This window comes from Streptomyces sp. NPDC079167, assembly GCF_040686735.1.
In the GTDB taxonomy this organism is placed as follows: domain Bacteria; phylum Actinomycetota; class Actinomycetes; order Streptomycetales; family Streptomycetaceae; genus Streptomyces.
This window is the reverse complement of sequence record NZ_JBFBLO010000002.1, coordinates 529,961-554,074: the sequence shown is the minus strand read 5'-3', so window position 1 is coordinate 554,074 and position 24,114 is coordinate 529,961. Positions and strand designations below refer to the sequence as shown.

Here is a 24,114-nt window from a genome sequence, read left to right as displayed (position 1 = left end):
CGCGTCCTGGTGTGCCTCATGGGGCGTTCCATGGCACGTGTGCAGTTCCCGCACCGTCCTGCGCGGCCGGATCTCGCCCTACCCGCACCGCCGGTGCGCCCGGATCATGGGTCCATGGGGGACCCCGAGAACACCTCGCCCGGCCCGGACCCGCCCGACCGCATCTCCGACGCCTTCCAGGCGCTGCTCGAAGGCGCCACCGCTCCAGGGCCGCCGGATCCGCCCGACTGCCCGTTCTGCGACCTCCCGCAGGACAGGTACGCCACCGAGTACGCCGGACACTGGGTCCTTCTCGAACGCCGCATCCTCGTCCCGGCCCACACGGTCCCTCCGCGACGGCGCTGGGTCATCACCTCCACCGGAACCGCGCTGAACCTGTGGGACGCCGAACCTCTCCCCGGCGCCAGGTGCCGCATCCCGCACCGCATCGCCTGCCCCTACCTCGCGCGCGAAGACCACTGGCCGTGGATGACGGCCCTGCGTGAGCACAACAGGCAGCGGATGCAGCGTTTGTTCGAACTGCCCGACGAGGGGCTCCCGGACGCGGGGTGACCGCGCCGGGCCGTGCGACCGCGGCGAACGACGACAAGGGTGCGGTGCACGCCCCACGCGTGCACCGCACCCCTGCGATCCGATCCGTTCACAGCGACCGCGGCGGCGGCGAGCGGGCCCGCCGGAACCGGTTCCCTCAGGTCTGGAACCGGGCCACCGGACCCTTCGCCACCGCACTGGCGTCGTCCGCCGCCGCGGCCTCGTCCTGGCCGTACCGTGTGCTACCCCTCATCCGGGCGCGCGGCACGGGCAGGGCCTCGGGGAGGCTCAGTCCTCGCGCAGGGCGCGGACCGCCTCCTCCACGCGCTTGCCGTAGTCGGCGTCGGCGGCGTGGAAGTGGGCGAGGTTCTTCTCGATCACGTCGTCGCGGGTGACCTGGGAGAGTCCGCCGGCGATGTTGGCGACCAGACGGTCCTTCTCGTCCGCCGACATCAGCCGGTAGAGCTCACCCGCCTGGAAGAAGTCGTCGTCCTTCGCGTGCAGGGGCGCCTCGTGCGTGCCCGTCCAGCCGTGCACCGCGAGCGGGGAGGCGAGGGCGTCTCCGGTCTGCGCGGGGCCGGCGTACGAGTTGGGCTCGTAGTTCTTGTCCTGGCGCGAGCCGTACCGGGTGGCGTGCAGCCCGTCGCGGCCGTAGTTGTCGACGGTCGCGGCCTTCGGCGCGTTGACCGGGAGCTGGGTGTGGTTGATGCCCAGCCGGTAGCGCTGCGCGTCGGCGTACGCGAACAGCCGGCCCTGCAGCATCTTGTCCGGCGAGGGACCGATGCCGGGCACGAAGTTGTTCGGGGAGAACGCGGCCTGCTCCACCTCGGCGAAGACGTTGTCCGGGTTGCGGTCCAGCACCAGCCGGCCGACGCGCTGGAGCGGGTAGTCGGCGTGCGGCCACACCTTCGTCACGTCGAACGGGTTGAAGCGGTAGTCCGCCGCCTCGGCGGCCGGCATCAGCTGCACGTGCAGCGTCCAGGACGGGTTGACTCCGCGCTCGATGGCCTGGAGCAGGTCCGTCTGGTGCGAGTTGGCGTCCTTGCCGACCTGCTCGGCGGCCTGCTCGGCCGAGAGGGAGCGCACACCCTGGTTGGTCTTGAAGTGGTACTTGACGAAGAAGGCCTCGCCCTTCGCGTTCGTCCACTGGTACGTGTGCGAGCCGAACCCGTGCATGTGACGGTAGGAGGCGGGGATGCCCCGGTCGCCCATCAGCCAGGTGATCTGGTGCGTCGCCTCGGGGGAGTTCGCCCAGAAGTCCCAGACGTTGTCCGGCTCCTGGCGGCCCGTGAACGGGTCACGCTTCTGCGAGTGGATGAAGTCGGGGAACTTCACCGGGTCCTTGATGAAGAACACCGGGGTGTTGTTGCCGACGAGGTCGTAGTTGCCCTCGTTCGTGTAGAACTTCAGGGCGAAGCCGCGCGGGTCACGGACGGCGTCCGCGCCGCCCAGCGAGTCGGCGACGGTCGAGAAGCGGATGAACGTCTCGGTGCGGCGGCCCACCTCGGAGAGGAAGTCGGCGCGGGTGAAGCCGGTGACGTCGTCCGTCACCTCGAAGTAGCCGTACGCGCCGGAACCGCGGGCGTGGACGACGCGCTCCGGGATGCGCTCACGGTTGAAGCGGGCGAGCTTCTCGAGCAGGTGCTGGTCCTGTACGAGGATCGGCCCGCCGGCGCCGGCCGTGGCGGAGTTCTGGTTGTCGGCGACCGGGGCGCCTGACTCGGTCGTGAGCACACGCTGGGACATGGAGGCCTTCCGTACGGGGCTGCTGACGGCCTCAGGAGCGTAGATTCGCCGGTATCGAAGCGTCAACAGTTTGTTGAAATTGGAGGAGGAGGTTCCGGGCCGCGGCAGCGCCTGGGCGCGACAGGACAGGTGTCAGCGCCACCGCGACCCGGAGTTCATGGGGCCCCTGTGGAGGGCCGGGAGTGTCAGACCTGGGAGCCGGAGAGCCGCTCGACCGAGCGCAGCAGCGCGGAGTGGTCCAGGCCGCCGTCGCCCTGCGCGCGCAGGGACGCCACGAGCTGGGCCACGACCCCGCCGACGGGCAGTGCCGCGCCGACGTTGCGGGCGGCGTCCGTGACGATGCCCATGTCCTTGTGGTGCAGGTCGATCCGGAAGCCGGGAGCGAAGTCCCGCTTCAGGAAGTTGTCCTTCTTGCGGGTCAGGACGGTCGAGCCGGCGAGGCCGCCGTTCAGCACGTCGAGCGCCGCGGCGAGGTCGACCCCGGACTTCTCCAGGAAGACGACGGCCTCGGCGCAGGCCTGGATGTTGACCGCGACGATCAGCTGGTTGGCCGCCTTCACCGTCTGGCCGGAGCCGTGCGGGCCGCACAGCACGATCGTCCTGCCGAGCGCGTCCAGCAGCGGCTTCGCGGCGTCGAAGTCGCTCTGCTCGCCGCCGACCATGATGGACAGGACGGCCTCGATCGCTCCGGCCTCACCGCCGGAGACCGGGGCGTCCAGAACGCGGATGCCCTTGTCCTTCGCGCTCGAAGCCAGGTCCACGGAGGTCTGCGGGGTGATCGACGACATGTCGATCAGCAGGGCGCCCCGCCTGGCGTTCTCCAGGATGCCGTCGGGGCCGTACGCGACGGCCTCGACCTGCGGGGAGGCGGGGACCATGGTGATCACGACATCGGCGTCGCGGACCGCCTCCGCGATCGAGGCGGCGCCCTTGCCGCCCGCCGCGACCAGCCGGTCGATCTTGTCCTGCTCGAGGGTGTAGCCGGTCACCTGGTATCCGGCCTTGATCAGGTTCTCCGACATGGGCGAGCCCATGATGCCGAGCCCGATCCAGGCGACCTTGGGGAGGTTGCTGCTCATGAGGGTTGCCTTCCGGTAAGCGTGTGTGCGGGAGGGGACGGGCCTCAGCGGGCCGGCCGGTGCTCGGCCGGGAGCCAGGTGAACGCCTCCGCGCTCGGCCGGTCGCCCGGCTTGTACTCCAGGCCGACCCAGCCGTCGTAACCGGCCTCGGTCAGCTCGTCGAGGAGACGCTCCAGCGGGAGCGAGCCGGTGCCGGGCGCGCCGCGCCCCGGGTTGTCGGCGATCTGGACGTGGCCGGTCTTCGCGGCGTACGTCTTGATCACCTGGCTGAGGTCCTCGCCGTTCATCGACAGGTGGTAAAGGTCCAGCAGGAACGTGGCGTTGCCCAGTCCCGTCGCCTCGTTGACACGGTCGACGATCTCGACGCCCGCCGGTGCGCTGACCAGGGGGTAGAGCGGCGACTCGGTGTCGTTGAGCGTCTCGATCAGCAGCGTCGCCCCGATCCGGTGGGCCGCACGGGCGGCCAGGACCAGGTTCTCCAGGGCGAGTTCGTCCTGGACGGCCGGGTCCACGCCCTCGACGCGGTTGCCGTAGAGCGCGTTGAGCGCCTTGCAGCCGGCCGAGGCCGCGAAGTCCGCCGCCACGTCGATGTTGGCGCGGAAGCGGTCCGACTCCTCGCCGGGCAGCGAGAGCGCCCCGCGGTCGGGGCCGGGGAGGCGGCCCGCGTAGAAGTTCAGCCCCACCAGCTGTGTGCCCGCGTCGTCGAGCGCCTTCTTCAGGGCGTCGAGCTCGGCCTGCGCGGGGGTGGGGGTCTCGATCCAGGGCCACCAGAGCTCGACCGCCGTGAAGCCCGCGGCGGCGGCCGCCGCGGGGCGCTCCAGGAGCGGGAGTTCGGTGAAGAGGATCGAGAGGTTCACATCGAAGCGCTGGTCCGAGTAACCCATCATGCGCTCCTTCCGTATCGCGGAAGTTAGTTTCTGCTTAACGGAAGATTGCCTGGCGTGTGGTGAGGCTGTCAAGAGGGAAACCGAATTCCGGACACACGGAAGCGGGGTGGGGGCCGTCCTGCCCTCCACCCCGCGACCGCTCATCCGTGCCTGGTCAGACGGCCGGCACCGTGTCCTGGAACGTCGTGCCCGCCGCCCGGTAACCGCTCACCAGAGCCGATACCTGGGCGGGGGAGAGGACCTGGTCCTTCACGTGCAGGACGTAGTCCACCTGCTGGTCGTACGAGCGCGGAGTCGTGCTGCTCTGCCCGGCCAGATCGATCAGCCACTGGTTGAAGTTGATCGACATCGGGCGCTCCGGGAGATAGGCCGCCCCGTGCGTGCCGAAGGGCTGACCGTCGACGTAGTACGTGATGGCGCTGTCGTCGATGGTGACCACCAGGTCGTGCCATCCCGCGTAGCTCTGCCGTGCCTCGCTGTGCTGGTTGACGGCCTCCCACGGGTCGGGCCGGTAGGTCTCCCAGGACGTGGTGTAGAGGATGTTCGACGGCTCGCCCCAGCCGCCGTTGGGCAGGTACTCGAAGTCGTACTCCGCGTAGTCGTCCGCCATCGGCGCCTTGAGGTCGTTGATGGTGAAGAAGGTCTGGACGAGGTGGTCGCCGTCGGGGCCCGACCTCGGCGCGTCGCTGAACTTCACCCGGGCCGCGTAGGTGCCGTTGCGGAACTTCGAGGACTTCGTGAGGATCTCCGTGTGCTCCGTCGAGGCACCCGTGCCCCCTGTGGACGTCTCCAGGTTCATCACCGAATTGCCCGCCTGGCTGCTGAAGGTGACGTTCTCCGGAGCCCAGACGGCGCCCGGCACCCCGGGACCGCCGGAGTTCGAGCGGACGCTCCAGCCGTTCGCCGCGATCCTCGGGTCGGTGTGCCCGGTGTAGTCGAAGTCGTCGAACAGCCTCGGCCCGTCGGCCGGCGGGTCGGTGGGGGGATCCGTCGGGTCGGTGGGTCCGTTGCCCCCGGGGGCCTCGCCCCAGGCCGTGACCGACCCCAGCTGCGCGGTGATCCTGGCCCAGTCGCCGTACGTGTTCCGCTCGGCGCCGAAGGAGTAGTCGTCGCTCTGCCCCAGCGGCTGCCAGTCCGCGCGGTGGAAGCGCAGCTGCATGTCACCGGTGTCCGCCCCGGGGGCCAGGGCGCCCGCGCCGGCGGTGAAGCCGATCTCCAGGTAGCGGTCGGCGGTGGCGGTCGGATTCGGCAGGGTCTTGAAGGTGCCGGTGATGTTCGCGCAGCCCTTCACCGCCCACGAGCAGGCGAAACGGTAGGCCGCGGACGCAGAGTCGCCCTTGAAGTAGTACCGGACCTTGACATCGGAGAGCGGCACACTCGCACTCCCCGTGTTGCGTACCTTCAGCCACGGTTCGCTCTGGTCGGCCGTCGCGCCCGACGCGCTCGTGCGGTACTGGACGACGAGCCCGCCGGCCGCCGCTGCACCGGCGGTCGTGGGCAGGGCGGCGAGGGCCGTGCAGCCCAGGGCCAGGGTGACGGCGGCGGCCGCCGCCGCGCGGATACGGCTCCTGCGGAATGTCCTCATGGCGTGTTCCTCTCCGGAACGGTGGGGGATGGGCTACCGAGGGGGTCGCGCTGTACCTGCGGACGCGGCCGCCAGGGACCGCGTGGTGAGGGGCCGGTAGCGGACGCCCAGGGCGTCCAGCCGGGCGGTGTGGTGGCGCAGCCGCTCGACGAACCCGGCCCAGTCGCCGCGCCCGCCGGACCAGGCACGGTCCGCCAGGGCGCACAGCCGGGGGTAGGTGAGGTACTCGATCCGGTCCGGCGTCGTCACGTACTCGGTCCACAGCTGCGCCTGGGTGCCCAGGACACGGGAGGCCTCGTCCGGCCCCCAGCCCCGCGGCACCGGGTCGTTCGTGTGGACCGCGTGGAGCGGCACCGGGTCACCGTCCTGGGCGGGGAGCTCGTCCGGATCCGTGGACTGGGCGTAGTCCAGGTAGGTGGCCCGGTGGTGCGCGGTGACCACCTGGTGCCCCCGCCGGGCGGCGGTGCGGGCGTGCTCCGGATCGCGCCAGGTCATCACGGTGAATTCGGGGGGCAGTTCGCCGCCGGTCTCGGCCCAGCCGGTGGGTCGCCGGCCGTGCTCCACGAGGAACGAGCCGATCCGCCCCATGAACCAGCCGTGCAGATCCCCCGGGGCGTCGAGCCCCTCGGCGGCCGCACGGGACCGCGCCGCCGGGCTTTCCTCCCACTCGGTGGTCGGGCACTCGTCGCCGCCGACATGGATGTACGGGGACGGGAAGAGGTCCATGACCTCCTCCAGCACGGTCCGGCAGAAGTCGAGGACCTCCTCGTGGACACCGAACACGGTGTCGCAGACGCCCCAGCGGGTCCACACGTCGAGCCTCCGCTCCGGGTGGTTCCCCAGGCCCGGGTAGGCCGCGAGGGCCGCGCGCACATGGCCGGGCATCTCGATCTCCGGCATGACGGTCACCCCCCGCTCCCGTGCGTGGCGGACCAGGCCGCGCAGCTCCGCCTTGGTGTACGCACCCGAGTGCGGCACCCCGTCGGAGAGGGACTGGGCCCGGTGCCCGCCCACCGAGGTCAGCCGGGGGTAGGCGTCGACCGGCATGCGCCAGCCCTGGTCGTCGGTGAGGTGCAGATGCAGGACGTTCAGCTTGTGCAGCGCCATCAGGTCCACGTAGCGGTGGAGGTAGGAGACGGGCTGGAAGTGCCGGGCGACGTCGAGCATCGCGCCGCGCCAGGGATGGGCCGGCACATCGCTGATCTCGACACACGGCAGTTCCCAGGAGATGCCCCGCGCACCGCCCGACAGGGCTTCGGGCGGCAGGAGCTGCCGGATCGTCTGGACGCCGCGGAGCAGCCCGTCCGGGCGGGCCGCGCGCAGCAGGAGCGCCTGCGGCCCGACGGTCAGGCCGTACCCCTCGTCACCCAGTCCGCCGAGCTGCGGATCGAGCGCCAGGACGACACGGCCGTCCGGCGAGGGCGACAGCGGCAGGCCGGTGGTCGGGCCGAGGAGCGTGCGTAACAGATCCGCCGCCCCTTCCGCACCCGGCAGGGCGCGTACGGCGGTGTCCTGGCCGAGGACGAAGCGGCCCGGGCGCGGCGAGACCTTGCCGGGGCGGGGGAGGAGGGAGAACTCGGGGCGTGATGCGGGCACGGAGGGCCTCCGGGACAGGGGTTTCGGACGGTTCACGAGTACGCCGACGGGCTCATCCCTTGACGGCGCCGGCCGCGAAGCCGGAGGTCACATGGCGCTGGAGCAGCAGGAAGATCACGAGCGCGGGCAGCGCGAAGAGTGTCGAGGCGGCCATGGTGGCGCCCCAGTCGGTGCCGAAGGTGTTCTGGAAGGAGGAGAGCCAGACCGGCAGGGTGCGGTTGTCCTGCTGCTTGATGATCAGGAAGTTGGCGTACGCGAACTCGTTCCACGCCGTGATGAATCCGAAGAGCGAGGTCGCCATCAGGCCGGGGGCCAGCAGCGGCAGCGCCACCCTGAGGAAGGCGCCGGTCCGGGTGCAGCCGTCGACCTGGGCGGCCTCCTCCAGCTCCGGCGGGATGGTCGCGAGGAACCCCCGCAGCACCACGATCGTGAACGGCAGCGTGATCATGAAGTAGACGAGGGTCAGGGTCGGCAGCCGGTCGAGCATGTCCGTGTCGCGGGAGATGATGTAGATCGGGATGACCAAGGACTCCCAGGGCGCCATCTGGGCGACGAAGACCAGCAGCATGAACTGCCGCCGGCCCTTCCACCGCAGGCGCGCCACGGCGAACGACGCCCCGAGCGCCACGACGAGGGAGAGCAGTACGGCCCCCAGCGTGACCAGGACGCTGTTGCGCCAGAACAGTTCGAAGCCGTCCGCCTGCACGGCCCGGCGGAAGTGGTCCAGGGTCCAGGTGTAGGGCACGAGCCGGGGCTCGGCGGACTGGATGTCCCGGGACGGCTTGAACGCGGTGGAGATCATCCAGTACACCGGGAACAGGCAGACCACGACGGTCACGACGGCGGCGGCGTTCAGCGGGATCCGCCGGACGCGGGGGCGCAGCAGGGTCATCGGAGCTCGTCCTCCTGACGGAACATCTGGCGGAAGTAGAGGACCAGCACCCCGGACATCAGGACCACGGTGATCATCGACGCGGCGGAACCCAGGTCGTAGCGCTGGCTGGAGAGCGCCGTCTGGACCGCGTACACGGGCAGGATGGTGGTGGCGTCGCCCGGGCCGCCGCGCGTCATCACCCAGATCTGGACGAACGCCTTGAAGGTCCAGATCACCTCCAGGGAGAGGACCAGCATGAAGATCGGCCGCAGGATCGGGAAGGTGAGCGAGCGGAAGACGCGGGAGGCGGACGCGCCGTCCAGGCGTGCCGACTCGTACAGCTCGGCGGGGACGGTCGTCAGCGCGGAGTAGAGGGTGACCGCCGCGAACGGCACGGACTGCCAGACGATCAGCAGGACCAGGATCGTGAACGACGCCGTGCCGTTCGCGAACCACGGGTAGCGGTCGAAGGAACCGAAGCCGAGCGCGGTCAGCGACTGGTTGACGATGCCGAACTCGGAGTGGAAGAGCCACTGGAAGACCGTCGTGGCCGCGACCACCGGCATGGCCCAGGCGAGCACCAGCGAACAGAGCACGACCGTACGGCCGGCCCGGCGCAGCCGCTCCGTCATCAGCGCGACCAGCGTCGAGATGACCATGATCAGTACGACGTTGACGGCCATGAAGACGAAGGTGCGGCCGGTCACCTCCCAGAAGCGCGGGTCGGACAGCAGCGTCCGGTAGTTGCGCAGGCCCACGAACTCGGCGTCACCGCTGATCAGCTGGCGGAGCCCGAAGTCCTGGAGGGAGATCACCACCGCCCGCACCAGCGGGTACACCAGCAGATAGAGCGTGCCGCCGATCGCCGGTGCGATCAGGGCGTACGGCCACAGGTCGCGCGGGGGCCGCCCCGGCCGCCGCCCCGGTGGCGCCTTCGGGGGACGGCGGACGTGGGGAGCGGGCCGTTCACGCACATCCGGCACGGCGGGCCTCCTCTCGGTGACGGGAAACGGACGGACCGGATCAGGAACCGGCGTTCAGGGCACGGGTGATGTCCGCGGAGGCCCTGGCCGCCTCCTCGGAGGCGTCACCGCCGGTGAGGACGGCCGTCATGTAGTCCTTGACGGGGTTCTCGGCCTCCACGGCCGCCCAGCCCGGGGTGTTCGGCGTCGCGTGTCCGTTCGCCGCACCGACGGCCATCGCCGAGGCACCCGGGTCGCCCGCCACGGCCGAGGCGAGGGTGGTCCGGTTGGGCACGTAGCTCATGGCCACCGCGAGCTTCTTCTGCCAGACGTCGCCCGTGAGCTCCTTGATGAAGGTCACGGCCGCCTCGGGGTGACCGGAGGCGGCGGGGACGACCAGGTCGGAGCCACCGGTGAACACCGCACCCGGAGTGCCGGCCGTCTTCCCCGGGATCGGGAAGAAGCCCAGCTTCCCCTTGAGCTCCGGATTGTTCTCGACGACCACATTGGCCCCGCCGGGAGTGGAGATGACCTGCGCCACCTGCCCCTGCGCCATCACCTCTGCCTGCGGCGGATCGTCCTCGTCGGAGTCCTTGGGGCCCTTGCCGAGCGCCTGGAGCTCCGCGTAGAAGGCCATGCCCCGCTGCGCCTCGGGTGTGTCGAGCGCGCCCTTCCACGTGCCGCCGGACTCGGTCGCCAGGTCCCCGCCCTCGTCCCAGACGAAGCCGGCCAGCGCGTACCAGAGCTGGCCCGGCAGATAGATGCCCTGCGTGCCGCCCTTGTTCAGCTTCGTGGTGGCATCGATCCACGCGTCGCGGGTGGTGATCTCCGTGGCGTCGAGACCGGCCTTCTCGAAGAGGTCCTTGCGGTAGATCACGACCCGGTTGGCGGCGTAGTACGGGATGCCGTACTGCTTCCCCTCGTACGCACCGGGCTCGGCCAGCCCTTTCAGCCAGTCCGCGCCGTTCAGCTCGTCCTTCCTGTCGCTGAGGTCCAGGAGTCCGCCGCTCTCCGCGAACTGGGCGACCTGGGTGTTGCCAGCCTCGATGACGTCCGGGGCGTCGTTGCTCGCCAGGGCGGCGGTGATCTTCTGGCCGATGCCGTCCCACTCCTGGATCTGGATCCTGACGTCGATGTCGGGGTGGGCGGCCTCGAACCCCTCGGTGAACTCCTTCTGGAACGCGGCCGAGACGCTGTCGCGCATCAGCCAGACGTCGACCGTCGTCACGCCCCCGGCCTCGTCGGTGTTGTCCCCACCAGAACTGCAGGCACTGAGAGCGGCGGCCGTCACGAGCGCGGACACACCGGCAAGCAAGCGGTACTTCACGGTTCACCTCAACGGGAGCAGAGACCTGACCACCTGACCAGTGAAGTCCACTGGACAGCTCACCTCTTGATGGGGGATGAAGGTGGCATAGACCAATGGGGTCGTCAACCCCTCCTGTATAAAGGGATTTTGGGGAATCTGATCGAGATCCGCCTCTGTTCATGCCGACGAGGGTGGCTAGACTCTCCCTGACCAGTGGCCATCGTTCGCCCAACTGGTAAAGGGAGCGGGACGCGCGAAGGGGAACGCATGAAAGCCGACGTACCGGGGACGGTGCTCAAACGGGAACGGGTGCGCGACGCGGTCCTCGAGCTGATCGAGAGCCGCAGTCCCGGCGACGCCATCCCGTCCGAGCGGGCTCTGTGCGCCCTGCTCGGCGTCTCCCGGCCCACCCTGCGGGCCGCCGTCGACGAGCTGGTGGCCGCCGGTCTGCTCGTCCGTGAACACGGACGCGGGATGTTCGTCGCCCCGGCGAAGATCACCCAGGAGCTGGTCTCCGCCGACCTCTCGCTGAGCGTGCCGCAGGCGGCCGGGGCCTGGTCGAGCAGGCTGCTGGAGTTCACCACCCTCCAGGCCGGCGCCCGGGTCGGCCGCAAGCTCCGGATGTCGCCCGCCGACGAGATCGTGTACGTCGCACGGCTGAGACTGGTCGACGGTGCCCCGATGGCGATCGAGCACCTGCACATCAGGGCGGCGCTGGTGCCCGGCCTGTCCGCCCAGGAGCTGGAGGACGGCGATCTCTACGAGCATCTGCGCCACACTCACGGGGTGCACGTCCGCGAGGCGGTCCAGGCCATCGAGCCCACGGTCGTCACGCGTGCGGAGGCCCAGCTCCTGGAGGTCCCCGAGCTCTCCCCCGCCCTGCTCTTCGAGCGCCTGACCTCGGACACCGCCGGGCTGCCCGTGGAGTACGTCCACTCGCTCTACCGGGGTGACCGTTACCGGATCGTCTCCCGGCTCGCGCTCGGCCCGGCCGCCGCCACCGCCCCGCTGGTCAGGGACGGGCACCATCCGGGGATCCCGCCCGGGGACTTCACGCACGGCGACCCGATCGCCTCGTCCACCCGGGGGGACATCCAGGCCGGGCCGTGAGGCGCGGTCCCGCCTGGAGGGACCCGTTCGCGCCCTCCGGGCCCGCCGCCCCGTGCCTTAGGGTCGGGACGAGCCGTGCGAGCCGAGGGACGCGGCGGGACATGAGGGAGGCACCGTGCGCTTGAGGGTGGAATTCACCACCGAGCCCTTCGATCTCGACGAGGCACCCGCCCACGCGGTGGTGGCCCGCGAGGTCGTCCAGACCGCAGACCTGGACGCCGTGGACGTGGGCCCCTTCGGGAACACGGCCGAAGGAGGCGCGGACGAGGTGCTCACCGCCGTGGACTCCCTGCTGCGCAGGGCCCTGGCCTCGGGCGCCACCCGGGTCTCCCTCCAGCTCAACGTGATCGGGGAGGACACCCCGTGACCGAACCGGCCGACCACCCGCTGGTCACCGCCGTGAAGCCGCTCGTCGACGCCATGGGGGCGGAGCTGCTCGCCCCGGAGCAGGCCACCACCGAGGACGTACTCCTCGCGTGGGAGGGGGCCGACGTCATAGCCGTACGGCTCCCGCAGCTCTCAGAATCGCTCGACCACATCCTGTCCGCGATGGAACGGCGGCACGGGATGCCGCTGGCCGAACTGGACCGGAAGGCCAAGCAGGGCGTCGTACGCACCCTTGAGGCACGCGGTGCCTTCTCCGTGCGGCACGGTGTGGAGACCGTGGCGGGCGCGCTCGGCGTCTCCCGCTTCACCGTCTACAACTATCTGAACCGGGACAATGCCACCAAGGGTGAGTAGCGACGCGTAATGCGGTGCAATGCCGTCGTCCGGGAACTCGGGCGGCGGCATCTCTTGTTCGCGGAATTTCAACAAACTGTTGACGTGGTGTTGCGGAGGGCGTTAGCTATCCGCAGCCCGACAACGCACAGCGAAAAAAGCCACGGAGGCTCCCGTGACTACGAGCTCCACACCGGGCCTCGCCCGGTTCAACACCCTGGCGGCCGAAGAGGCCGCAGCCGCCCTGCACGAGGTGTGTGCGAGTGCGGCGTGGGGAAGCTCCGTCCTTGCCCACCGGCCCTACGCCGGTACGGAAGCCCTGTTCTCCGCGAGTGACGCCGCCCTGGCCGAGCTCTCACCGGAGGACCTGGCCGAGGCCATGGCCGGCCACCCGCCGATCGGCCGCCCCAAGCCGGGAGACCCGGCCTCCGCCCGCGAACAGCGGGGGATGGCCGGTGCGTCCGAGGAGCTCAAGGAGGAGATGCTCGAACTCAACCTGGCCTACCAGGAGCGGTTCGGACATGTCTTCCTGATCTGCGCCACCGGAGCCACCGGTGAACAGATGCGCGACGCGGTGAAGGCCCGGATCGGCAACTCGCCCGAGCGGGAACGCGAGATCGTCCGCGCCGAACTGGGCAAGATCAACCGAATCCGCCTGACCCGCCTCGTGCAGGACTCCTGAGGGGCCAGGCACCCCGTACAGCACTCTTCAGAGCAAGGAGCGTGACGGTCTTGAGCACCGACACCACCGCATCGGTGTCCACCCACATCCTGGACACCAGCGTCGGCCGTCCCGCCGAAGCCGTCACCGTCTCCCTCGCCGCCCGCAGCGGCGGCGACGCGCAGTATGTGACGCTCGGCGGATCCGCGACCGACGCGGACGGGCGCTGCAAAAACCTGCCGGCCCTGCCGGAAGGAACCACCCACGTACGGCTCGTCTTCGACACCGAGTCGTACTTCACCGCGAAGAAGCAAGCCGAGGCGCAGCAGGACGCCCCCCGCGTAAGGGACAGCGGCGCGTTCTTCCCGGAGGTGGCGATCGCATTCGCCGTCACCCCGGGCGAGCACTATCACGTACCGCTGCTGCTCAACCCGTTCGGCTACTCCGTTTACCGAGGGAGCTAGCAGACAATGCCCACGATTCTCGGCCAGAACCAGTACGGCAAAGCAGAGAACCGCGTCGTCAAGATCACGCGGGACGGCGACACCCACCACATCAAGGACCTCAACGTCTCCGTCGCCCTCTCCGGCGACATGGACGACGTCCACTACTCCGGCTCCAACGCCAACGTCCTGCCGACCGACACCACCAAGAACACGGTGTTCGCGTTCGCCAAGGAGCACGGCATCGAGTCCGCCGAGCAGTTCGGCATCCACCTCGCGCGGCACTTCGTGTCCTCGCAGGAGCCGATCAAGGTCGCCCGGATCCGGGTCGAGGAGTACTCCTGGGAGCGCATCGCGACCTCCGACGGCAACTCGAAGTTCATCGGCGCCGACGAGGTCAAGCACTCCTTCGTCCGCAAGGGCCAGGAGACGCGCACCACGCAGATCACCTTCGACGGTGAGAAGTGGGAGGTCATCTCCGGCCTCAAGGACCTCTCCGTCATGAACTCCACCAACTCGGAGTTCTGGGGCTACGTCAAGGACAAGTACACGACGCTGAAGGAGGCGTACGACCGCATCCTCGCGACCGACGTCTCCGCCAAGTGGCGCTACAACTGGACCAGCGACCAGGAGCGCATGCCGAACTGGGAGAAGTCCTACGAGCAGACGCGCAAGCACATGCTCCAGGCCTTCGCGGAGACCTACTCCCTCTCGCTCCAGCAGACCCTCTACCAGATGGGTTCGCGCATCATCAACAACCGCAGCGAGATCGACGAGATCCGCTTCTCGCTGCCGAACAACCACCACTTCCTCGTCGACCTGGAGCCCTTCGGCCTCAAGAACGACAACGAGGTGTACTTCGCCGCCGACCGTCCCTACGGCCTCATCGAGGCGACGGTGCTCCGGGACGGCGTCGAGCCGAAGATCCCGGTCGACATGACCAACCTCTGACGCGGTGCTGAACCGGCCGCCGCCCCGCTGCGGGCGGTGGCCGGTCATCCCGGAGGGAAATTCCATGGCACAGCCTGCAACGGGGCCGGCGAAAGGCCCGTGTAAAGCACCACCGACCTCTGCCGGCACGGCAGTTCACCCGGTGGACGAGAAGCTTCCACCCTCGCGGCTCGTCCCCGCCGCGCTCCAGCACATCGCCGCCATGTACGCGGGCGTCGTCACCCCTCCGCTCATCATCGGGCAGGCCGTCGGACTCGACGCGGCCGGCATGACCCGGCTGATCGCGGCGAGTCTCCTGATCGCCGGACTGGCCACCCTCCTGCAGACCCTCGGCGCCGGACGCTTCGCCGGCAACCGGCTGCCCTTCGTCAACGCGGCGTCCTCGGCGGGGATCGCGCCGATGCTCGCCATCGCGGAGACCAGCGCCCCCGGCCGCCAACTCCCCGCGATCTACGGGGCGGTGCTCGTCGCCGGTGTCTTCTGCCTGGCCGTCGGCCCGTTCTTCGGACGGCTGCTGCGCTTCTTCCCGCCGCTCGTCACCGGGGTCGTCATCACCCTCATCGGCGTCACGCTGATGCCGGTGCCCGTCGGGTGGGCCCAGGGAGGCGACGCCACCGCCGGCGACTTCGGCGCCATGAAGTATCTGGCGCTGGCCGCCTTCACCCTCGTCGTCATCCTGCTGATCCAGCGCTTCGGACGCGGCTTCGTCAAGCAAGTGGCCCTGCTCGCGGGCATGTTCATCGGCACACTGGCCGCCATCCCGTTCGGACTCGCCGACTTCTCCGCGCTCGGCTCCGCACCCGTCGCCGCGCTGCCCACACCCTTCGCCTTCGGACCGCCCGAGTTCCAGCCCGCCGCGATCCTCTCCCTGTGCATCGTGATGCTGGTGCTGATGACGGAGTCGTCCGCCGGCATGCTGGCGCTGGGTGAGATCTGCGACCGGCGCACCGACGGCCCCACCATCACCCGGGGTCTGCGCACCGACGGCATCGCCACCCTCCTCGGCCCGGTCTTCGGAGGCTTCCCGACCAGCGCCTTCGCCCAGAACGTCGGTGTCGTGTCGCTGACGCGGGTACGCAGCCGGTACGTGGTCGCCGCCGCGGGCGGCGCCCTGATCGTCCTGGGCGCCTTCCCCGTCCTCGGGGCGGTCGTCTCCCTCGTCCCGATGCCCGTGCTCGGCGGCGCCGGCATCGTCCTGTTCGGCTCGATCGCGGTGAGCGGCATCCGGACCCTGTCCGAGGCGGGGCTCGACGACAGCTCCAACATCATCCTCGTGGCCGTGGCACTCGGCGCGGGCATCATCCCCCTCGCCGCACCCGGCTTCTACGCGGGATTCCCGTCCTGGGCGCAGACCGTGCTCGGCTCCGGGATCAGTGCGGGAGCGCTCGTGGCGGTCCTGCTCAATCTGTTCTTCCACCATCTCGGCACCCACAGCCGTAACGCTGTGGCACTCAAATCCTCCTAGGGTCCTGCCGTGCCCGTACATCCCCGGAAAGAAGAAGGAAGCGCCATGGCAGCATCGGCAGACCCGCAGCGCATCGTCATCGAGAACTGTTCCATCGCCACGGTCGACGCCCACGACACCGAATACGCGTCCGGGCACGTCGTCGTGGCGGGCAACCGCATCGAGTCCGTCGGCGCGGGCAAGGCCCCGGAGGGCCTCACGAGCGTCGTACGGCGCGTCGACGGCACCGGTCACCTGGTCACGCCGGGCCTGGTCAACACCCATCACCACTTCTACCAGTGGATCACCCGCGGCCTGGCGACCGACCACAACCTCTTCGACTGGCTGGTCGCGCTGTACCCGACGTGGGCGCGCCTCGACGAGCCGATGGCACGCGCGGCCGCCCAGGGTTCTCTCGCGATGATGGCCCGCGGCGGGGTGACCACCGCGATGGACCACCACTACGTCTACCCGCGCGACTCCGGCGACCTCTCCGGCGCGATCATCGGCGCCGCCCGCGACATGGGCGTACGCTTCACCCTCGCCCGTGGCTCCATGGACCGCAGCAAGAAGGACGGCGGGCTGCCGCCGGACTTCGCCGTGGAGAGCCTCGACGGAGCGCTCGCCGCCACCGAGGCCACCATCGACGCCCACCACGACACCTCGTTCGGCGCGATGACGCAGATCGCTGTCGCCCCCTGCTCGCCCTTCTCCGTCTCCACCGAACTGATGCGTCAGGGCGCCGAGTTGGCCCGCCGTCGCGGAGTGCGCCTGCACACCCACGGTTCGGAGACCGTCGAGGAGGAGCAGTTCTGCAAGGAGCTGTTCGGGATGGGGCCGACCGACTACTTCGAGTCGACGGGCTGGCTCGGTGACGACGTGTGGATGGCGCACTGCGTCCACATGAACGACTCCGACATCGCCGCCTTCGCCCGCACCGGCACCGGCGTCGCGCACTGCCCGTCCTCCAACGCCCGCCTCGCCGCCGGCATCGCCCGCGTCCCCGACATGCTGGCCGCCGGTGTCCCGGTCGGGCTCGGCGTCGACGGAACCGCGTCCAACGAGTCCGGCGAACTCCACACCGAACTGCGCAACGCCCTCCTCATCAACCGGCTCGGCGCCCACCGCGAGAAGGCGCTCGACGCGCGCCAGGCGCTGCGCCTGGGGACGTACGGGGGCGCCCAGGTCCTCGGCCGGGCCGAGGAGATCGGTTCGCTGGAACCGGGCAAGCTCGCCGACCTCGTGCTCTGGAAGCTGGACACCCTGGCGCACGCCTCCATCGCCGACCCCGTGACCGCCCTGGTCTTCGGCGCCGCGGCCCCCGTCACCCTCTCCCTCGTCAACGGCAGCACCGTCGTCGAGGACAACCACCTCACCACCGAGGACGAGGACACCATCGCCCGCGCGACCCGCGACGAGGCAAGGCGACTGGCGCAGATCGCCGCAGGAGCCTGATGCCGCGTACCCCCTGACAGGCCGGCCGAGGGGGACGGCCCTCGGCCGGCCGCCGTGGACCCCTCAGGTCCACGGCAGCCTGTGCGGGTGCGCGTACGCCATGTACGCGCACCCGCACAGGTGAGCTCCAAGCTGCCCGCACCAGCTGCACGACCTGCACCAACGCACCACTCAGCACCACCTCCCTGATACCCACGTCGCCCGACGTGTACCCGACCGGAGGAAGCCGTGGCAGCTACGCCCAGGTTTCGCAAGAACGCAGTCGAAGCAGACGCAGTCCCACCCGCAGTAGGTCCAGGAGAAGGAGAACCCGACCGGAAGCACCCGGTCGACGAGACGCTTCCGCCCCTCAGGATGTTCACCAGCGGCCTTCAGCACGTCGCCGCGATGTACGCGGGTGTGGTGGCCCCGCCCATGATCGTGGGGCCCGCCGTGGGTCTCAGCGCCAAGGAGACCGCCTTCCTCATGGGGGCGAGCCTCTTCACCGCGGGGATAGCCACCCTGCTCCAGACCCTCGGCTTCTGGCGAATAGGTGCCAAACTGCCGTTCGTCAACGGCGTCTCCTTCGCCGGGGTCACCCCGATGATCGCGATCGGCAAGGACCGGGGGCACGACGGCATCGCCGTCATCTTCGGAGCGATCATCGTCGCCGGCCTCCTCGGCTTCGTCCTCGCCCCGTACTTCTGCAAACTCGTGCGGTTCTTCCCACCCGTCGTCACCGGTACCGTCATCACACTGATCGGCGTCTCCCTGCTCCCGGTGGCCTTCAACTGGTCGCAGGGCGGCAACGCGACGGCCGACGACTACGGCTCGATGACGAACATCACGATGGCCGCCGTCACCCTCGTGATCGTGCTGGCTCTGCGCAAGCTGCTGCGGGGCTTCCTCCAGCAGATCGCCATCCTGCTCGGCCTGGTCATCGGCACCCTGATCGCGATCCCCGCCGGCATCACCGACTTCGGGGCACTGGGCGAGGCCGACGTGGTCGGCTTCCCGACGCCGTTCCACTTCGGCGCACCGCAGTTCGAGATCGCAGCCATCATCTCGATGTGCATCGTGATGCTGGTCTGCATGACCGAGTCGACCGCCGACATGCTGGCCCTCGGCAAGATCGTCGGCCGTCCGGCGGACGAGCGGACCATCGAGGGCGGACTGCGCGCCGACACCCTTGGCAGCGCCGTCAGCCCGCTCTTCAACGGCTTCATGTGCAGTGCGTTCGCCCAGAACATCGGGCTGGTCGCCATGACGAAGGTCCGCAGCCGGTTCGTCGTCGCGGCGGGCGGGGTCATCCTGGTGCTGCTCGGGCTCGTCCCCGTGGCCGCGTCCGTCATCGCCCTCGTGCCGCTCCCGGTCCTCGGCGGTGCCGGCATCGTGCTCTTCGGGTCGGTCGCCGCGAGCGGTGTCCAGACGCTGGCCACCGCCGCCCTGGAGAAGGGCGAGAACGCCCTGATCGTCGCGGCGGCCGTCGGCGTCGGCCTCATCCCGATCGCCGCGCCGGGCTTCTACCACGCCTTCCCCGAGGACCTGCTCGTCGTCCTGGACTCGGGCATCTCCACCGGCTGCGTGGTGGCGATCGTGCTGAACCTGGCCTTCAACCACTGGGGCCGCACGCCGGACGAGGAACCGGAGGCGGAAGCCGCGGACGCCGAACAGCCGAAGGATCCGATGGCCCTGCCCGTCGCCCCCTGACACACCGGTGCGCGTACGGGAACCTCCGAGGAGGCCCGTACGCGCACCACGTGCGGCCGGTGTCAGCCGATGTGGAAGCTGTCGCCGTAGACCTGCCAGTCCAGCGGCGGATCGAGATCCAGGTTGCCGTTCCGCAGGAACACCCGCTGGGCCGTGTCCACCCGGCTGGTGTCCGAGTGGGCCTCCTCCTGCTTCATCGCCCGGACCCGGGCGTCCAGGAACGCGTCGAGGTAGGCCACCTCGTCGCCGCCCTGCGACGGCGGGCTCGCCTGGGCCAGTGCCGCCTCCCGGATCGAGCCGAAGCTCGCGCTGTCGTTGCCGCCGCCGTGCATCACGAGGGCGTCGTAGTACGCGAACTGGCCGAGCGTGCCGAGCCCGTCGGCCTTGCCCTGGCGCACCGCCGGGTCGAAGTAGACCCGGTCGCGTTCGTCGTTCTGCGCCTGCTGGAAGGCTGGGTCCGACGCGGCCTCGGCCCAGTGGCCGGTGAAGCCGGGGTCCAGCCCCTCGTGCGAGTCCGTGCCGTCCACCGCACGCAGGGCCGGCAGGTACGCGGCCAGGACGTTGCCCGGCTTCCGCTCGGTGTACAGCTCCACCAGGTCGAGCATGTCCCCGGTGCCGGAGCAGAATCCGATGATGCCGGCGGTGTAGCCGCGGCCGTCGCCGATGTCCTCGATGTAGCCGTACTGCCCCTTCCAGTCCAGCGTGGAGTTCTCCGCGCTGGAGACCAGTTGCATCGCGATGTCCTTCTTCGCGGGGTCGTCGAGTCCGGTCGCGGCTGCCTCCAGGTGTGCGGCCGGCGGCGTGGGGGCGCCGGCGTGAGCGGTGGCCGGGACCGCCGTGAAGGCCAGCCCGAGGGCCAGCACGGCGAGTCCGGCGGTGCGGATGGTTCGGGTGGTGCGACGTGAGGTGCTGTTGTGGGGGTGGGGCACCGGTCCTCCCAAGGGAGTTCGTCGTTCCGATGTTCTGTTAGGAAGCTTTCCTATCAGCATTCGGGGCGCGCGGTAAGTCCCCGTGTGCGCCCGGTTCAGCCGTCGATGTGGAAGCTCTCCCCGTAGACCTTCCATGCCAGCGGGGTCTCCAGCTGGAGCTTCCCCTCGCGTACGAAGACGCGTTGGGCGGTCTCCACCCGGCTGGTGTCGCTGTGGGAGGGCTCCTTGCGGATCGCTGCCACCCGGGCGTCCAGGAAGGCGTGGAGATAGGACTCCTCGTCGCCGCCCTCGGAGGGCGGGTCCTTCTCGGCGAGGGCCTGGGCGCGTATCGTCCGGAAGCCGACCGTGCCGTCGGTGTCGGCGTACCCGTGCATCACATACGCGTCGTAGTAGATGAACTGCCCCAGGGCGCTGAGCCCGTCGCCCTCGGCGCGCTCCACCGCCGGGTCGAAGTACGAGCTGTCCCGCTCCGCGTCCTGCGCAGACCGGAAAGCCGGGTCGGCCGCGGCCTCCGACCAGGCCCCGGTGAAGGCGTCGCCGAGTCCCTCGTGCGAATCGCTGCCGTTCACCGCGCGCAGCGCCGGCAGGAAGTCCTGGAGCGCGTTTTCCGGACGCTTCGCCGTGTAGCGCTCGACGACCTTCAGCAGATCGCCCGTGCCGGAGCAGAATCCGATGATGCCGGCGGTGTAGCCGCGGCCGTCGCCGATGTCCTCGACGTAGCCGTACTGCCCCTTCCAGTCCAGCGTGGAGTTCTCCGCGCTGGACACGAGCCGCATCGCGATGTCCTTCTGCGCCGGGTCGTCGAGCCCCTTCTCGGGGGAGCCGGAACCGGACCCGGAGCAGCCGGTCAGTACGAGGGCCGCGACGGCGGCGAGGGCGAGACGTCTGTGCTTCACGCACCAAGCGTGCCAGGCCGGGGGGTGGCGCAGGCGGGGGCGGGGCGCCTGTAGCGTTCGCGATATGGAAGATCAGTCTGTTGTGGACGTCGGCGAAGTACGGCTGGCGTACCGGACGTGGGGTGACCCCTTCGGGTCGCCCGTCGTCCTCCTGCACGGCCTCGGCGGCTCGTCCCTGAGCTGGGAGGCCGTCGGCACCCTGCTCGGCGAGGAGTGGCGGGTGTACGCCATCGATCTGCGCGGCCACGGCGAGAGCGACTGGCCCGACGAGTACGGCTTCGAGCAGATGCGGGACGACGTCCTGGAGTTCCTCGACGCCTGCGAGCTCGACCGGGTCGGGCTCGTCGGCCACTCGATGGGCGGAGTGGTCGCCTATCTGCTCGCCGAGGAGCACGCGGACCGGGTGGAGCGCCTGGTGCTGGTCGAGACCCCGCCGCCGTTCCCGGGACAGCTGGTGGCCGACAACCGTCCCGGGGACCCGGTCGACTACGACGAGAACGTCGTGCCGGCCGTCCGGGCCCAGGTGGCCGAGCCGGACCCCCGGTGGGAGCAGGAGCTGGGGCAGATCGTCGCTCCGACCCTGATGATCGCCGGGGGCCCGGAGAGCAGCATGCCGCAGGGGCGACTGGCCGACATGGCCTCGCTCATCCCCGACTGCCGGCTGCTCACCCTGGGCGGCGGCCACCATGTGCACAAGAAGCACGCGGACCAGGTGGCCCAGCAGATCACCGAGTTCTTCACCAGCTGAGCCGCCCGGCCCTCCGGCCGCCGGCCCGGCGGCGACTCCACCGCCGGGCCCCGCGCGCGACGCCGTCAGTCGCCGGGCCGCCAGTCGGGCCGGCGCCCGCTCAGCGCGATCACCCGGTCGGCCGGCGGCGCGTCGGCCGGGACCGGAACCGGCGGGCCGAAGATCGCGTCAGGGCCGGTCCTGTCGTCGTCCCCGGGGGCCAGCATCGCCTCCGAGGAGCGCAGGCTGGCCTCGTCGGCCCGGAACTCCTGCCCCGTCGCCCTGGCCAGATCCCAGCCGTGCACGACCAGCTCGTTGAGCGCGACCATCCCGGCGACCTGCCCGGGAAGATCCACGCCGCCCGCCCGGGTCATGCCCTCCAGCGCGGCCGGGGAGCGCCAGGCATCGACCAGCTCGTCCAGCAGGGGCGGCAGCGCCGTACGCCAGTCGTCGGGCAGCACCGGCAGGGCCGAGGTCGGCGGGGTACCGGTCGTCGGGCCGGACTTCTTGTGTGCCGCGTCGCGGAACGCGACGGTCAGGCCCAGCAGGTGCCCGAGCAGCTCCCGTACCGCGTAGTCGGGGCAGGGGGTGGGGCCGTCCAGCTGACGGTCGTCGACGGCGCGGATCAGCTCCTGGATCAGCCGCGCCGCCGGTCCGAGATCGATGCCGGGCGCGGTCACGTTGTTCGTTTCCATACTCTTCGGACCGTCTCCGCGCCCGGAACTCATCGGGACATCGCGGAACGTTCCGGTCCGCCCCCTTGTCGGCGGCCCCGTCCGCATGGCATATAGGTCTGGACCATTGCTGTCGGATGGAAGGCATCACCGTGCAACGCCCCCACGCACGCACCGCGTTGGCCTGTTCCGCCGCGCTGCTCCTCGCCGGCCTCACCGCCTGCGGTGGACCCGCGGAAGCGGACACCAAGAACCCGACGGCCCCCAGGGGTGTCACCGCGCAGGCCGGCAGCGCCTCCTCCGCACACGTCATGTGGGAGCGGGCCTCCGACAACGAGGGGATCACCGGCTACGACGTCTACCGCGAGGGGAAGAAGGCCGCCTCGGTGGACGCGACGAAGCTGATGACCGACATCGACGGTCTGACCGCTTCCACCGCCTACACCTTCACCGTCAGGGCCCGGGACGCCGCCGGGAACCTCTCCGCGCCGAGCGCCGCGGCCGTCGTCACCACGCCCGCCGCCGCGCCCGCCGACGAGGAGGCGCCGACCGGACCGACGGAGCTGCGCGGCAAGGCGGACAGCGGCCGGACGGTCACCCTGTCCTGGGGCGGCTCCACGGACGACGTGGGCGTCACCTCGTACGACATCTACCAGGAGGACTCCAGGATCCACAGCGTCCCGGGCACCCGGACCACGGCCCGGATCACCGGGCTGCGCCCCGGCACCGTCTACACCTTCACCGTCCGCGCCCGCGACGCCGCCGACCGCTCCTCGCCGGACAGTGACGCGCTGGATCTCACCACCCCGTCCGCCCCGGGAGCGCCGGCGAGCACGGCACCCACCGGACTGCGGACGGCGACGACGGCGCGGGGCGAGGAGTACCTCGTCGACCTCTCCTGGGACCAGCCGGACACCGGCGGTACGATTCCCGCCTACCAGCTCTTCCTGGACGGAAAGCTGACCACCACGATCGTCTGGGGCGGCACGCCGCCCAAGGGCCGGGCGACGTACCGGCTCACCCTGACCGACCCGCCCGGCACCCGGTACTCGCTCAAGCTCCGGCCCAAGCTCCCCGACGGGACGTGGGGCGACTTCTCGGCCCAGCGCACGGTGGTGCTGCGCGGCTGACCGGAGGCCGGGCGCTCACGGACCCCGCCAGAGGTTGGCGAAGGCCGCGTTCTCGATGGTCCGCCGCTGGCGTACGGCCTCCAGCTCCATCACCGCGTCGTGAACCGCTGCCACCACGGTCGTCACCGCCTCGTCGTCGAGGCCCGGTTCGTCATCGGTCCCGCCGCCGTCGATGCCCACGGCGGAGGCGAGGGCGGCCAGCACGGGTTCCCCGGCGTCCCGGCGGCCGGCCGCGCGGCGGCGGCCGGGCGTATCGGCCGGCTCGACGTGTTCCGAGCCGAAGGGCGACCGGCCGCTCCGCTTCCGCGTCAGCTCGCCGTCCTTCTCCAGGCCGGCCTGGTACGCGGCCGAGAGGTCCTGCCCCCGGCGCCACAGCCAGTCGTCGATCCGCTCGTAAGGCGGCTGCCGGGTGAGCCGTGCCGCGGCGTCTCCGAGGAGCGCGTCGTCCGGCGTCCGAGGCTCACCCGGCACGATGCGGTCACCGTCCACGGTGACGGCCCCCGTGCCGATGAGATCGATCAGCTCGGCTCCCGCGAGCGCGAGCGACAGGTCGCCCTGCCCCACGGCGTGCTCCGGCCGCGGGTCCATGGTGATGATGAACAGGTCCTTCGCCGTGGTCATGTACGGCTCCCCTCGGAGGCATCGACTGAAGTGCGTCCCCGCCGGCCCGCCCCCTGTCCGGAGCCGGTTCGCGGCGAGGGCGACCGTCACGATCA

At 70.5% G+C, this 24,114-nt stretch carries 24 protein-coding genes; 12 read left to right on the top strand and 12 right to left on the bottom strand.

The window, feature by feature from the left end:
- Positions 1–114 precede the first annotated feature (114 nt).
- Positions 115–552: a DUF6083 domain-containing protein gene (locus AB0P41_RS06710; RefSeq protein WP_365930527.1), complete on the top strand. Its 438-nt coding sequence runs from the start codon at positions 115–117 to the stop codon at positions 550–552.
- Positions 553–819: 267 nt separating this feature from the next.
- Here the strand turns inward: AB0P41_RS06710 and AB0P41_RS06705 are convergent, their stop codons facing one another.
- The 8 genes from AB0P41_RS06705 to AB0P41_RS06670 all read right to left on the bottom strand — a co-directional run bounded on the left by AB0P41_RS06705 (position 820) and on the right by AB0P41_RS06670 (position 10,587).
- Positions 820–2,277, bottom strand: coding sequence for a catalase (locus AB0P41_RS06705; RefSeq protein WP_365930525.1), 1,458 nt, complete (start codon positions 2,275–2,277; stop codon positions 820–822).
- 185 nt (positions 2,278–2,462) lie between these two features.
- Positions 2,463–3,356: a 2-hydroxy-3-oxopropionate reductase gene (locus AB0P41_RS06700; RefSeq protein WP_356715314.1), complete on the bottom strand. Its 894-nt coding sequence runs from the start codon at positions 3,354–3,356 to the stop codon at positions 2,463–2,465.
- A 44-nt stretch (positions 3,357–3,400) separates the two neighbouring features.
- A complete protein-coding gene (locus AB0P41_RS06695; RefSeq protein WP_356715312.1) occupies positions 3,401–4,240 on the bottom strand; it encodes a TIM barrel protein in 840 nt (279 codons plus the stop codon).
- A 157-nt stretch (positions 4,241–4,397) separates the two neighbouring features.
- Complete coding sequence (locus AB0P41_RS06690) at positions 4,398–5,828, bottom strand: cellulose binding domain-containing protein (protein ID WP_365930523.1); 1,431 nt, start codon at positions 5,826–5,828, stop codon at positions 4,398–4,400.
- 33 nt (positions 5,829–5,861) lie between these two features.
- Positions 5,862–7,424, bottom strand: a complete 1,563-nt coding sequence (locus AB0P41_RS06685) for a beta-N-acetylhexosaminidase (protein WP_356715308.1) — start codon at positions 7,422–7,424, stop codon at positions 5,862–5,864.
- Positions 7,425–7,476: 52 nt separating this feature from the next.
- Positions 7,477–8,316 (bottom strand): carbohydrate ABC transporter permease, encoded by an 840-nt coding sequence (locus tag AB0P41_RS06680; protein WP_356715306.1) that lies wholly within the window; start codon positions 8,314–8,316, stop codon positions 7,477–7,479.
- A complete protein-coding gene (locus AB0P41_RS06675; protein WP_356715429.1) occupies positions 8,313–9,191 on the bottom strand; it encodes a sugar ABC transporter permease in 879 nt (292 codons plus the stop codon). The genes AB0P41_RS06680 and AB0P41_RS06675 overlap by 4 nt, the downstream gene beginning before the upstream one ends.
- Positions 9,192–9,321: 130 nt before the next feature.
- Positions 9,322–10,587 (bottom strand): extracellular solute-binding protein, encoded by a 1,266-nt coding sequence (locus AB0P41_RS06670; protein WP_365930520.1) that lies wholly within the window; start codon positions 10,585–10,587, stop codon positions 9,322–9,324.
- A 249-nt stretch (positions 10,588–10,836) separates the two neighbouring features.
- Between AB0P41_RS06670 and AB0P41_RS06665 the strand changes: the two genes are divergently transcribed.
- The 9 genes from AB0P41_RS06665 (at position 10,837) to AB0P41_RS06625 (ending at position 19,042) form a co-directional block, all read left to right on the top strand.
- Positions 10,837–11,679 (top strand): GntR family transcriptional regulator, encoded by an 843-nt coding sequence (locus AB0P41_RS06665; protein ID WP_365930518.1) that lies wholly within the window; start codon positions 10,837–10,839, stop codon positions 11,677–11,679.
- A gap of 115 nt (positions 11,680–11,794) precedes the next feature.
- On the top strand, positions 11,795–12,046 hold the full coding sequence (locus AB0P41_RS06660; RefSeq protein WP_365930516.1) for a hypothetical protein: 252 nt from the start codon (positions 11,795–11,797) through the stop codon (positions 12,044–12,046).
- On the top strand, positions 12,043–12,420 hold the full coding sequence (locus AB0P41_RS06655; RefSeq protein WP_356715297.1) for a helix-turn-helix domain-containing protein: 378 nt from the start codon (positions 12,043–12,045) through the stop codon (positions 12,418–12,420). Before AB0P41_RS06660 ends, AB0P41_RS06655 begins: the two co-directional genes overlap by 4 nt.
- A gap of 154 nt (positions 12,421–12,574) precedes the next feature.
- Positions 12,575–13,081, top strand: coding sequence for a 2-oxo-4-hydroxy-4-carboxy-5-ureidoimidazoline decarboxylase (gene uraD / locus AB0P41_RS06650; RefSeq protein WP_356715295.1), 507 nt, complete (start codon positions 12,575–12,577; stop codon positions 13,079–13,081).
- A 50-nt stretch (positions 13,082–13,131) separates the two neighbouring features.
- Positions 13,132–13,524 (top strand): hydroxyisourate hydrolase, encoded by a 393-nt coding sequence (gene uraH / locus AB0P41_RS06645; RefSeq protein WP_365930514.1) that lies wholly within the window; start codon positions 13,132–13,134, stop codon positions 13,522–13,524.
- 6 nt (positions 13,525–13,530) lie between these two features.
- Entirely contained in the window at positions 13,531–14,454 is a 924-nt protein-coding gene (pucL, locus tag AB0P41_RS06640) for a factor-independent urate hydroxylase (protein ID WP_365930512.1), read from the top strand.
- 64 nt (positions 14,455–14,518) lie between these two features.
- Entirely contained in the window at positions 14,519–15,919 is a 1,401-nt protein-coding gene (locus AB0P41_RS06635; RefSeq protein WP_365930510.1) for a nucleobase:cation symporter-2 family protein, read from the top strand.
- 45 nt (positions 15,920–15,964) lie between these two features.
- Entirely contained in the window at positions 15,965–17,353 is a 1,389-nt protein-coding gene (locus AB0P41_RS06630; RefSeq protein ID WP_365930508.1) for an 8-oxoguanine deaminase, read from the top strand.
- 228 nt (positions 17,354–17,581) lie between these two features.
- Positions 17,582–19,042, top strand: a complete 1,461-nt coding sequence (locus AB0P41_RS06625; protein ID WP_356715284.1) for a nucleobase:cation symporter-2 family protein — start codon at positions 17,582–17,584, stop codon at positions 19,040–19,042.
- Between the two features lie 62 nt (positions 19,043–19,104).
- On the opposite strand, the gene AB0P41_RS06620 is transcribed toward AB0P41_RS06625, so the two are convergent.
- Positions 19,105–19,971 (bottom strand): chitosanase, encoded by an 867-nt coding sequence (locus tag AB0P41_RS06620; protein ID WP_365930506.1) that lies wholly within the window; start codon positions 19,969–19,971, stop codon positions 19,105–19,107.
- Between the two features lie 95 nt (positions 19,972–20,066).
- Entirely contained in the window at positions 20,067–20,867 is an 801-nt protein-coding gene (locus tag AB0P41_RS06615; RefSeq protein ID WP_365930504.1) for a chitosanase, read from the bottom strand.
- A 64-nt stretch (positions 20,868–20,931) separates the two neighbouring features.
- On the opposite strand from AB0P41_RS06615, the gene AB0P41_RS06610 reads away from it, so the two are divergent.
- Positions 20,932–21,615: an alpha/beta hydrolase gene (locus AB0P41_RS06610; RefSeq protein ID WP_356715279.1), complete on the top strand. Its 684-nt coding sequence runs from the start codon at positions 20,932–20,934 to the stop codon at positions 21,613–21,615.
- Between the two features lie 65 nt (positions 21,616–21,680).
- On the opposite strand, the gene AB0P41_RS06605 is transcribed toward AB0P41_RS06610, so the two are convergent.
- On the bottom strand, positions 21,681–22,289 hold the full coding sequence (locus AB0P41_RS06605; protein ID WP_365930502.1) for a TIGR03086 family metal-binding protein: 609 nt from the start codon (positions 22,287–22,289) through the stop codon (positions 21,681–21,683).
- A 116-nt stretch (positions 22,290–22,405) separates the two neighbouring features.
- Between AB0P41_RS06605 and AB0P41_RS06600 the strand changes: the two genes are divergently transcribed.
- Positions 22,406–23,398 (top strand): fibronectin type III domain-containing protein, encoded by a 993-nt coding sequence (locus tag AB0P41_RS06600; RefSeq protein ID WP_365930500.1) that lies wholly within the window; start codon positions 22,406–22,408, stop codon positions 23,396–23,398.
- Between the two features lie 15 nt (positions 23,399–23,413).
- Here the strand turns inward: AB0P41_RS06600 and AB0P41_RS06595 are convergent, their stop codons facing one another.
- On the bottom strand, positions 23,414–24,019 hold the full coding sequence (locus tag AB0P41_RS06595) for a GPP34 family phosphoprotein (protein WP_365930498.1): 606 nt from the start codon (positions 24,017–24,019) through the stop codon (positions 23,414–23,416).
- Positions 24,020–24,114 lie beyond the last annotated feature (95 nt).